This window comes from Streptomyces griseus subsp. griseus (assembly GCF_000720255.1).
Classification (GTDB): Bacteria; Actinomycetota; Actinomycetes; order Streptomycetales; family Streptomycetaceae; genus Streptomyces; species Streptomyces griseus_I.
On record NZ_JOJE01000005.1, the window covers coordinates 320,135 to 331,599 of the forward strand.

Annotated in this window: 8 protein-coding genes; 4 read left to right on the forward strand and 4 right to left on the reverse strand. The window is 70.8% G+C overall.

The features are described from left to right. Positions 1-110: 110 nt before the first annotated feature. The 4 genes from IG99_RS09710 to ngcE all read right to left on the reverse strand — a co-directional run bounded on the left by IG99_RS09710 (position 111) and on the right by ngcE (position 4,909). Positions 111-1,310 (reverse strand): ROK family transcriptional regulator, encoded by a 1,200-nt coding sequence (locus tag IG99_RS09710; protein WP_037671909.1) that lies wholly within the window; start codon positions 1,308-1,310, stop codon positions 111-113. 195 nt (positions 1,311-1,505) lie between these two features. After that, a complete protein-coding gene (locus IG99_RS09715; RefSeq protein WP_037671910.1) occupies positions 1,506-2,429 on the reverse strand; it encodes a carbohydrate ABC transporter permease in 924 nt (307 codons plus the stop codon). 17 nt (positions 2,430-2,446) lie between these two features. After that, positions 2,447-3,382, reverse strand: coding sequence for a carbohydrate ABC transporter permease (locus IG99_RS09720; protein WP_037671912.1), 936 nt, complete (start codon positions 3,380-3,382; stop codon positions 2,447-2,449). Between the two features lie 78 nt (positions 3,383-3,460). Next, the gene (gene ngcE, locus IG99_RS09725) at positions 3,461-4,909 is read right to left on the reverse strand and encodes an N-acetylglucosamine/diacetylchitobiose ABC transporter substrate-binding protein (RefSeq protein ID WP_037671913.1); all 1,449 of its coding nucleotides are present in this window, start codon (positions 4,907-4,909) and stop codon (positions 3,461-3,463) included. A gap of 302 nt (positions 4,910-5,211) precedes the next feature. Here ngcE and IG99_RS09730 point away from each other — a divergent pair, with 302 nt between their 5' ends. From IG99_RS09730 to IG99_RS09745, 4 genes are all read left to right on the forward strand, one after another. After that, the gene (locus IG99_RS09730) at positions 5,212-7,215 is read left to right on the forward strand and encodes an alpha-glucuronidase (RefSeq protein ID WP_234311785.1); all 2,004 of its coding nucleotides are present in this window, start codon (positions 5,212-5,214) and stop codon (positions 7,213-7,215) included. Positions 7,216-7,324: 109 nt separating this feature from the next. Next, positions 7,325-8,749: a hypothetical protein gene (locus IG99_RS09735; protein WP_037671914.1), complete on the forward strand. Its 1,425-nt coding sequence runs from the start codon at positions 7,325-7,327 to the stop codon at positions 8,747-8,749. Positions 8,750-8,850: 101 nt separating this feature from the next. Further along, on the forward strand, positions 8,851-10,074 hold the full coding sequence (locus tag IG99_RS09740) for an AAA family ATPase (protein WP_037671916.1): 1,224 nt from the start codon (positions 8,851-8,853) through the stop codon (positions 10,072-10,074). A 134-nt stretch (positions 10,075-10,208) separates the two neighbouring features. Beyond that, complete coding sequence (locus tag IG99_RS09745) at positions 10,209-11,447, forward strand: vWA domain-containing protein (protein WP_037672262.1); 1,239 nt, start codon at positions 10,209-10,211, stop codon at positions 11,445-11,447. The last annotated feature ends 18 nt before the right edge of the window (positions 11,448-11,465 follow it).

Genomic DNA, 11,465 nt, shown 5'->3' on the forward strand with positions numbered 1-11,465 from the left:
TCCCTGACAGGGCCGCAGCGCTGCGGCCGAGGTGGCTGGAAGTCAACTCGGCCGCACGTGCGACGTCAAGAAGTAAATACTTAACGAGATGGCAACGGCTTATTCGTTCTCTAGGTGAAGGCGGGTGTCGCGGCGGACAGCGTCCCGTCCAGAAGGGTCGAATCGCCCATCTCGCTGAGTGCGAGGGCAAGCGCTCCGAGCACCTCCGCGCGACCACCAAGTGCCCCCGGGAGAACGGACAGTTGACGCGCCGCGCTGGGGATCGCGTAGCGGCCGACGGACTCCCTGATCGGACCGAGGACGAGCTCGCCGGCCTCGGCGAGATCACCGCCCAGGACGACTCGGCTCGGGTTCAGCAAGTTACAAAGGTTCGCCACTCCACTGCCGATGTGTCGGCCGACGTCGGCGATCACCCGACGGCAACCCGGGTCGCCGTCCCTGGCCAGCCGCACCACACCCTCCATGGTGAGATCGGTGCCATGGCTGGACTGGAGGAGCGGCAGCACGTAGCGCGCGGCCGCGAAGGTCTCCAGGCAGCCACGGTTTCCACAGCGGCAGACAGGACCGGACTCATCAAGAGTAATATGTCCTATTTCTCCTGCGGTGCCACCCGGGCCGCGATAGATCTTCCCGTCGATCACCAGGCCCGCGCCGACACCGCTGGCGACCTTGATGTAGGCAAGATCACGCACGCCCCGGCCACTGCCCCAGACCAGCTCACCGAGAGCGCCGAGGTTGGCGTCGTTGTCCACGTGCACGGGCACGCCGAGCCGCCCGCGCATCTCCTCGGCCGGCTTGCTGCCGGTCCAGCCGGGCAGGATGGCGGTGGAGCCCAGGGTGCCCGACTCGCCGTCGATGGGGCCGGGGACGCCGAGGCCCACTCCGGCGATCTTGGACTCGTCCACCCCGGTCGCCGCGATCAGGCGGTTGACCAGCTCTTCCGCCCGGTCGAAGCCCTGGGTCGAGGAGGCGTCCACGTCGAGCGGCTCGGACTCCTCGGCCAGCACCTGGTGGGCGAGGTTCCCGACCGCGACGCGCAAATGGGTGTGCCCGAAGTCGACCCCTATGACGATGCCGGCGTCCCCGCTCAGCGAGACGGCCCGGGCCCGGCGGCCGCCCGCCGAGGTGGGCGTGACCTCGACCGTCCCGCCGTCCTTCAACTCCCGGACGATATTGGAGACCGTCGCCGCCGAAAGCCCCGTCGTCCTGGCGATCTCGGCCTGCGTGAGGGACCCGGCCAGCCGCACGGCTCGTACGACACGCTCCAGGTTGGCTCGGTGCAGCGACGACTGCGACCCCGGAGTCTCCACGACGACCTCCTGCGCGCGGGGCCGCAGCGATGGGGCCCCGTCTATGTCCAACTAGTGAACTCTAAGCTGAGCCGTTCGGGTCGCCTCCCGTCAAGAGGTTGAACGGTTTCCACGGGGTTGCACACGGCTGCGCGCACCACCCCAGGCCGGGGACGGCGCGCGTTCGAGCGGCTGCGGAACGCTACAAGTGCGTCGCTACTTGAGCGTGGCCGAGGTGAGGCCCGCCTGTACCTGCCGCTGGAAGGACAGGTACACGACCAGCATGGGGATCATCGCGATGGTCACGCCCGCGAAGAGGACCGGCAGGTCGGAGGCGTACCCCATCTGCTGCTGGAGCTGGATGAGGCCCTGGGTGAGGACATAGCGCTCCGGATCGTCGCCGCTCTGCGGCTGCATGAGGACCGTCGGCAGGATGAACTGGTTCCACTGGCCCAGGGTGTTGAAGATGCCGACGCTGATGAGACCGGGCTTCGCCATCGGCAGCATCACCTGGAAGAACGTACGCGTATGCGAAGCACCGTCCAGAATGGCCGCCTCGAAGACCGCCGTGGGCAGGGTCCGGAAGAAGGCGTGCATGAAGAAGACCGTGAACGGCATCGAGTACGCGATGTAGACCAGGATCAGCCCCTGGAAGGTGTTCAGCATGTCGAGGCGCTTGACCATGAAGAACAGCGGCACCAGCGCCAGGAACACCGGGAACATCGCGCCGGCGACGAAGAAGTAGTACAGGAAGCGGTTGCCCCAGAAGGGGTAGCGGGCGAGGACGTACGCGGCCATCGAGCCCAACAGCATCGTCAGCGGCACCGAGAAGACCAGCACGATGACGGTGTTGAGGAAGTAGTCCCCGATGCCCTTGCTCCAGGCGCGCGAGAAGACGTCGAGGGACCAGTGCTGCGGCCAGCCGAAGGCGGAACCTCCGATCTGCGCGTCGGTCTTGAAGGAGCTGAGCACCAGCCAGAGCAACGGCAGCACGATCAGCAGGGCCCACAGGGCGAGGAAGCCGTGCGAGAAGACGTTCAGTACGACGCCCTCGCCCTTGCGTTCGCCGGGGCCGGGCCGGGTCTTGGCCACGGGCCGGACCGCGGGGACGGCCGCGGTCTCCTTGATGGGTGCGCTCATCGTCGTCTCTCTCCCGCTCAGAACTCGATGCGGTCGCGGCGGGTGGCGCGCAGCGTGACCACGGAAAGGACCAGGGTGAGCAGCAGCATGACCACGCCCATGGCGCAGGCGTAGCCGCTCTTCCCGAAGTAGAGGAAGTTGCGCATCATCACGGTCGACATGACGTCACTGGCGTGATCGGGTCCGCCGCCGTAGGCGCCCATGTTCTGGGTCATGGAGGCGACCAGCACGAACATGTCCATCGCCACGATGCCCAGGTACACCCAGGCGGTCTGCACGGCGTCCCACAGCAGCGGCAGGGTGATGCGGAAGAAGGACTGGGTGCGGCTCGCGCCGTCGATGAGGGCGGCCTCGTAGATGTCCCTCGGGATCGACTGCATGGCGGCGGAGAACAGCACCAGGTAGAAGCCGACGCCGTGCCAGACGACGACCAGGATCAGAGCCCAGCGCACGAAGCCGGGTTCGTTCAGCCATTCGACGGGGTTCTCCGCGTCGACCAGTCCGAGCTTGATGAGGAGGCCGTTGAGCATGCCGCCGCCGTCGCTGCGGTAGACCGCGTTGAACAGCACGGCGACGATCGCCAGCGACAGCACCTGCGGGAAGAAGTAGACGATCTTGTAGAACTTCGACCCGGCCACCCCGCTGACCCCGCCGGCCCGGCTGCGGCCGCCCGCGTTCACCATGAAGGCGAAGAACAGACCCAGCAGAATGGTGACCACCGGGATGAACACCAGGAACTGGATGTTGTGCCAGATGGCCTTCAGGAAGACGTCGTCGTGGAACAACGCCCGGTAGTTGTCGAGGCCGACGAACTTGAAAGTCTGCGACTGGCCCTTCCAGTCGGTCAGTGAATAGCCGAACGTCTGGATGTACGGCCAGATCACGAAGATCAGATAAAGCGCCACGGGAACGAACAGAAAACCCGCGACGAACCGGTACTGCCCTTTGCGCATCGGCTATTCCTGCCCCTGGTGTCCTCCCCCGGGCCGGAAGGGATTCCGGCCCGGGATACGGCATACGTAGGTGGTTCGTCAGTCCCGGTGGTTCTTCTTGGACGCCGGATCCTTCGCCTGCTTGTCCACCGCCGCCTGGGCCCGCTTCAGCCATTCCTTCGGCTGGATCCGCTTCGCCATGAGCTCGTTGGACGCCGCCTCCAGCGCCGCCCCCATCTCGCTGTACCAGTCGACGTACATGTAGCGGAAGGTGTTGTCGCCCGCCGCCTTGGACGCCTCGACCGTCGACTGCGTGCCCGGCCGCAGCCGCACGCTCGGGTCCACGCCGTCCTTCAGGATCGTCAGCGAGTTCGCCTCCTTGGCGAACAGCGTCGACCACTCCTTGGACAGCATGCGCCGCATGAACTCCTTGGCCGCGGGCAGGTTCTTCGCCTTCGTCGGGATGATGAAGGGCTCGCCGGCGCCTGCCCGGATCGCCTCGAAGGGCAGCTTGCTGTCGGGCAGCAGCGGCATCGGCATGAACTTCATGTCGAAGTCGGTCGGCGTCGTCTTGAGCTGCTCGTTCTCCAGCCAGGAGCCGCAGGTGATGAACGCGGCCTTGTACTGGTTCCAGCGGGTCTGCGACTCGGTGTGGGTCAGGCCGTTCGTGCCGGGCATCAGCAGGCCCTTCTCGACGACCTCGTAGATCGCCTCGACGCCCGCCTGCGCCGCGTCGGAGCCGACGAACGCCTTGGGGTCGAGGTTGTCGATCGCCTTCATGGCGTCCAGACCGCCCTTCTTGGCGATCATGTCCATGATGGCGACATTGATGTAGTACGGGTATTTGCCCTGGTGGGCGAGACCGCCGATGCCCTGCTTCTTGGCGTCCTGGCACACGGCGAGGAAGTCCGCCCAAGTCTTCGGCTCCTCCCAGCCCTTCTCCTTGAAGAGCTTGCCGGAGTACCACAGGCCCCACACGGTGTAGATGTAGTTCAGGGCGACGACCTTGCCCTCGAACGTGCCCGGGTCGAGCGTGCCCGCGATCAGGGTGTCGCGGACCTTCTTGGAGGGGTCGTCGACCGACGGCGCGTCCAGGACCTCGGCCAGATCGAGGAGCTGGCCGTTCTTGTTGAGGACGTCCACCTTGATCTGCTGCGCGCCCGAGTCGTCGACGATGTCCGGCGGGTTCCCCGCGTTGAAGCGGGGCTGGAGCTTGCCCGTGATCTCCTGCGTGCCGGTGTGGGTGGACGTGACGCCGAGCTTCTTGCCGAAGTCGGCCTCCCACGCCTTGGCGTAGTCGTCGCCGTAGCCGCCCTTGAAGACGACGACGTCGAGTTTGCTGCCCTTCTCCGCGCCGAAGGGGTTGTCCTTGGTGGCCTTCCCCTTGGAGGTGTTGTCGTTCGACTCGTCTCCCCCGCCGCCGCTGGCACAAGCGGCGAGGAAGCTCATCGTGGGGACGGTGACCAGGCCGAGCGCGGCGGACCGCTTGATCAGATCGCGCCGGCCGACGCCTTCGGAACCGTGGTTGTCTGCGGAGGTGGATCCCATGCTCAAGTCCTCGCCTTCTCCAGGACTCAGGCGGTGAACCGGACCTCCCGGGCACCGCGGTCAGTCAAGCAGGGTCGTGCAGGAAACGCGCGTCGAATGAAGTGCCGACAGGTATAGTCCACTTCCCGCCGACTGAGCAAGATCGAATGCAAGGTTGACCACCGGTCTTTTCCGAGTTGAGACCTCGGGAAAAGCGCGGGAAAGGGCTTTCCGCAGCTCTTATTCGGCCATTCCCCCGCGGCACCGCAGACCCATCCGTGTCCCCTGTCCCACAATGGTCCGGTCATCACCGAGGGGGTTCCGTGTCGCCCGTGCCGCCGCCCGTCCTGCCCGATGGTGTCGACCCCGCGTGGCTGCCACCGGAGGTCTTCCGGCCACTCGGCCGCCGCCGGACCCTGATCCGCGGCGAGGACCCGCTCGTGGGCACCGTGCACGGTGAGGTGGCCGCCGCGTGTGCCCGGTTCGGCGGTGAGGTCGCACGGGGGGCGGGAAGCGGGTCGTACGACCTGGTGTTCGAGCTCGCCGACGCCCCGGACCTCGGCGACGAGGGGTTCGCGTACACACGCGACGGCGCGACGACGACCGTCACCGCCACCGGGGGCCGCGGGCTGCTGTACGGGCTGTTCCACGTCGTACGGCTCGGTGAGGAGGCGTTCGGGGCCGAGCGGCCGCGCGAGGCGCACCGCCCGGCGCTCGCGCTGCGGATCCTGGACCACTGGGACAACGTGGCCGTTCACCCGGTGATGGGCCAGGTGGAGCGCGGCTACGCCGGCGGGTCGCTGTTCTGGCGGGACGGGGAGGCCCGCGGGGAGACCGAGCGGGTCCGGGCGTACGGCCGGCTCCTCGCGGCCTGCGGTATCAACGCGTTGACCGTCAACAACGTCAACGTGCACGCCACCGAGGCCCGCCTGCTCACCGACCGGATCGGCGAGGTCGCCGCCCTCGCCGACGCGCTGCGGCCGTACGGCGTCCGGACGCATCTGTCGGTCACCTTCGCCGCGCCCGTCGTCCTCGGCGGACTGCCCACGGCCGACCCGCTGGACGAGGGGGTGCGCCGCTGGTGGGCGGCGGCGGTCGCTCGGGTGTACGAAGCGATCGCGGACTTCGGCGGGTTCGTGGTGAAGGCCGACTCCGAGGGACAGCCGGGACCGTTCACCTACGGGCGCAGCCACGCCGACGGCGCGAACATGCTGGCCGCCGCTCTCGCCCCGCACGGCGGCACCGTGCGCTGGCGGGCCTTCGTCTACGACCACCGGCAGGACTGGCGGGACCGCTCGACGGACCGGGCGCGCGCCGCCCACGACCACTTCGCACCGCTCGACGGGCAGTTCGCGGCGAACGCGGTGCTCCAGGTCAAGCACGGGCCGATGGACTTCCAGGTGCGCGAGCCGGTCTCGCCGGTGCTCGGGGCCATGCCGCGCACCCGGCTCGCACTGGAGGCGCAGGCCACCCAGGAGTACACCGGGCAGCAGCGGCACGTGTGCTGGCTCGGACCGATGTGGAGCGAGGTACTGCGGTTCCGGCCGGACGCCGAGGACGGCGGGCCCGCCGTCGGTGACCTGGCCGGCGGTCTGGTCGCCGTGTCCAACGCCGGCGACGACCCGTTCTGGACCGGACACCCGCTCGCCCAGGCCAACCTGTACACCGTCGGCCGGCTCGGCTGGCGCCCGGACGCCGACCCGCACGACCTGCTCGACGAGTGGATCCGGCTCACCTTCACGCCGGAGGAGAGCGCCGACCCCGGACGGCTGCGGGGAGGGCTGCGCGCGGTCCTCGACGGATCGTGGCGGACGTACGAGAAGTACACCGCGCCGCTCGGCGTGGGCTTCATGGTGCAGCCGGGGCACCACTACGGGCCGAGTGTCGACGGCTACGAGTACAGCCCGTGGGGCACCTACCACTTCGCCGACCGGGACGGCGTCGGCGTCGACCGCACCGCGGCCACCGGCACCGGGTACGCGGCGCAGTACGCCAAGCCCTGGGCCGAGCTGTACGAGTCCGTGCGGACCTGCCCCGACGAGCTGCTGCTGTTCTTCCACCACGTGCCCTACGGGCATGTGCTGCACAGCGGCACGACCGTGATCCAGCACATCTACGACACGCACTTCGCGGGGGTGGCCGAGGTGGAGGAGGCCCGGCGGGTGTGGGCCTCGCTCGCGGACCTGGTGACGCCGGCGCGCCACGCGCGGGCGACCGAGCGGTACGAGGAACAGCTGCGCGGCGCCCGCGAGTGGCGCGACCAGGTCAACAGCTACTTCTTCCGGAAGTCGGGCGTGCCCGACGCGCGGGGGCGGCACATCCACTGAGGCCGCGGAAACCGTGCTGACAGATCCTGATCGTGATGCTTATGATGCCGCCGATGATGAACTTCTCCTCGCTCGGATTGGGGGAATCGTCCGCGCAAGGTGAGTGCTGATGGCACATCACTTCGCGAACGGGATTCCGACCCACCTGTTGATGTGGCAGCGCGTGCGCGAGTACGCCGTGCCACTGTCCATGATCGAGACCGCGACCGCGCGGCGTGCGGCCGGTGACTGGGCGGGGGCCTGCGCCGCCGCCCGGATCGACGTCGATCTCGATCTGCGCGCCGTGCGCGACCGCCACGGCACCGATCTCGCCACCCGGCTCCGTGCGGATCTGCGCCGTCTGGCGCCGGACCTGCTGCGCTGGCACATGCCCCGGATCGCCCCCGACGGGTGGCTCCGGCCCGGTCTCACCCTCTCCCTTGCGCGTTACCGGCGTTCCGGTGCCGGTTCGCTCCATCTGGTGGTGCGGACACCGCCTGCCTGGGCCGACGCCGGGCAGCGGATGTCCCTGTCCCTGTGGCAGGAGTCCGGGAACAGCCTCCGCGGCCGCCCCGGGCACCATCCCCACCCGCATCCCGACCGGCGTTTCCGGCTCGACCTGCACCGGCACCTCTGGGACGCCGGGCGGAGCGGCGAGTTGGCACGACGATGCGACGGGGGCTCCGACTCCTCGTGGGCGGTGGTACGTTGGGCCGCCGAGGCGGAGACGCTGTTACGGGCCGAGGGCCGCCCTCGCGGTGCCTTCACCGTGCGGCTCGGTGCGCGCAGCCGTGCCGTGCTCGAGCTCGTCGCCCCCGACGACAGCCATGCCCCTACATTCCGGCCGCTGCGGGAGGCACTGCCGCCGCAGGAGGTCGCCGCGCTTCCGGTGCTGCCGGAGGCGGCGGCCCGGGTCCTTCCGGATCTGGAGCTGGTGCGGGCGGGGCTGGTCGCGGTCGAACGGCTGCATCCTCTTGTCGCCGCCGCGTTGACGGCGTGCGGCTCGGTGGCGGCACACGATTCGGAACCCGCCGCCGCGCCGGGTGATCCGCACCGGGTGGAGTGCCGGGGCGAGGTCCACCGGATCGCGCTGCGGGGCGGGGTGCTCACCGCGATCGACCACGATCCGGCCCAACTGCGCCGGGAGGAGCTGTTGGTGGCGCTCGGCGGGCCGGGGCTGCCCTGTCTGCGGGCGATCGACACGGCGCACCGCAACCCGGAGGCGCTTCCCGCGGTCCGGGAGCGGCTCGGCCACGGTGACGTGGCCGGGGCGCTGGCCGTGGTCGAAGGGCTGCTCGGTCCGGCCGCGGTCCTGCGCGACGGTCCGCTCCGGGAGGAACTGGAGTCGGCCGCGGCCCGCCGTATCGACCACGGACTCTTCCGTTCGGGGCTGGTCACCACGCACCCCGCCGCCGGCGCGGCAGCGGGCGGTGACGCCGCGGGCGCGGGGCGGACGGAGCCGGCCCACCGCCCCCGGATCGACCGCCGTATGCCTCACGCGATGCGCCTCAAGCGGAGCAGCCGGGGCCGGCCCCGTACAGGCCTGGCCGGCTGACCGCGTCCCCCGACACCCTCTCGCGCGCATTCCTCGCCGCACGCACCACGCCATCCGGCCCGGGTTGTCCCGTGCCCCCTATGCCACCCAGGTGATGCCTCATGACGTCCAGCACCCAACTCACCCTCGCCGACGACCTCCTGACGCTCCTTCGGACCTCCACCACCGAACCCCGCCCCGACGACCAGCTCGAAGCGCTCACCCTGGCCGTCGCGGCGGACCTGCCCGTGCTGCTCTGGGGAGAGCCGGGCATCGGCAAGACCGCGGCGCTGACCCAGCTCGCCGCGTCCCTCGACCTTCCGCTGACGACTGTGATCGCGAGTGTCCACGAGCCGACCGACTTCTCGGGACTGCCCATCGTGGGCGACGACCCGGCGGCGCAGGGCGTGCCGATGGCACCGCCGCAGTGGGCCGTGCAGCTCGTCCGAGCGGGGCGGGGGCTGCTCTTCCTGGACGAACTCTCCACCGCCACCCCGGCCGTCCAGGCCGCACTGCTCCGGGTCGTACTGGAGCGGAGGGTCGGTGCCCTGCAACTGCCGCCGGGGGTACGGATCGTGGCCGCCGCCAATCCGCGTGCCTCGGCGGCGGACGGGTGGGAGCTGAGCCCGCCGCTGGCCAACCGGTTCGTGCACCTGTACTGGGTGCACGACCAGGACGTGGTGGTGCGAGGGCTGGGCGGGGTCTGGCCCCGGGCCGAGCTGCCCCTCCTCCGGCCGGAGCGGCTGCCGGAGGCGGTGGCCTTCGCGCGGCGGGTGGTCTGCGGCTTCCTGAAGGCCCGGCCGACGCTGATCCACCGGCTGCCGAGCAGCGAGACACGGCGCGGCGGAGCCTGGCCCTCGCCCCGGAGCTGGGAGACCGCGTTGACCCTGCTCGCGTTCGGCACCGCGGCCGCGGTCTCCCGGGAGGTGCTGGCTCTGCTGGTGCGGGGCGCGGTGGGAGACGGACCAGGGCTCGAACTCCTCGCCCATCTCGACCGGATGGACCTGCCGGACCCGGAGTCGCTCCTGTCCGACCCGGCCTCCGCCGAACTGCCGGAGCGGGGCGATCTGCGCCAGGCCGCGCTGGAGGCGGTGGTGGCCGCCGTCGGAGCACGGCCCGAACGGGACCGGTGGGAGGCGGGCTGGGCGGTGCTGGTCCGTGCGCTGGAGACCGGTGCCCCGGACCTGCTGGTCGCCCCGGCCAAGGCACTGGCCTCGCTGCGGCGCGACGACTGGGAGGTTCCGCACGCGGTGGACCGGCTGGCCGCGATCGTCGGGATCGCCGACCGCGCGGACCGGTCGGTGGAGCGGGCCGTGGCCGGACCGGTCCAGGGTGGGCACCGATGACGGGGCCCGCGAAGCGGCCGTTGCCGCGGCCGATGTCCCCGCCTCCGCCGCCGCGCCCGGTGCGGGCCACGCTGCCCACACCGCCGGCCGGCGCGGGCGGGCCGGCGGCCGGCGACCTCCGGCTCCCCCTGGACATGGAGAAGTTGCTGGCCGCCCGGCTGCACGCGGTCAAGGTCCGCCCCTACCTCGCCGACGCCCTTTTCGCGCTGCACGTGGTGGAGGACCGGTCGGTGCCGACGATGGCGGTCGACGCGCACTGGCGCTGTTATGTCTCACCCGGCTTCGTGGCGCGGACCCCGGTGGAGGAGCTGGCGGGCGTCTGGGTGCACGAGGTCTCCCATCTGCTCCGGGACCACCACGCGCGGGGCGAGCGCTACGCGCGCGAGAACGAGGAGCACGGGCCGGGCGGGCGGGGCGGGGCGGAGGCCCCCCAGGCCGGGAGCTGGGGGAGGTTGCGGCGCAACATCGCCGCCGACTTCGAGATCAACGACGACATCTACGGCGATGGTCTGCCCCGGCCCGCCGGGGCGCTGCTTCCGTCGCTGCTGGGGCTTCCCGACGGGCTGCTGATGGAGGAGTACCTGCGCAGGGCGTCCCTGTCCGGGCTCGCCGCCGACCTGGCCTGGCTGGACTGCGGCAGCGGGGCCGACGGGCAGGAACGGCCGTGGGAGCTGGGGCCCGACGGGGCCCAGGGGCTGACCAGGCAGCAGCGGGACGCGGTGCGTTTCCGGGTGGCCGAGGGGATCAAGGGGCGGCCGGGCGACGCCCCGGACGGGTGGCGGCGATGGGCCGACGAGGCGTTCCACCCACCGCAGCCGTGGCGGCAGTTGCTGGGGGCGGCGCTACGGTCCGCGGCGAGTGCGCCCGGCGTGGGCGAGGACCACACCCTCCGGCGTCCGTCCCGGCGCTCGGCCGCCGTCCCCGGGGTGTTGCTGCCGAGCCTGCGGCGTACCCCGCCCCGGGTCTGCGTGGTGATCGACACCTCCGGGTCGGTCAGCGACGCGGAGCTGGGCAGCGCACTGCTGGAGGTGGCGGCGATCGCCCGGGCGGTGGGCGGGCGCCGTGATCTGGTCTCGGTGATCTCCTGTGACGCGGCGGCCGGGATCGCCGCCCCGCTCTGCCGCGCCGAGGACATCGCGCTGATCGGCGGCGGGGGGACGGATCTGCGCTCCGGTTTTGCCCGTGCCCTGCGCTCACGGCCCCGCCCGGATGTGATCGTCGCCCTGACGGACGGCCAGACACCATGGCCCACCGCGCCGCCGTGCCGTACCGTCGTCGGCCTCTTCTCCCGTCCCGCCCGGACGAACGAGCGGAACCCGGACTACGTCCCCGACACACCGCCGGCCTGGGCACGTGTCGTCACCATCGGCTGACCCGGTCGGCGCGACGGT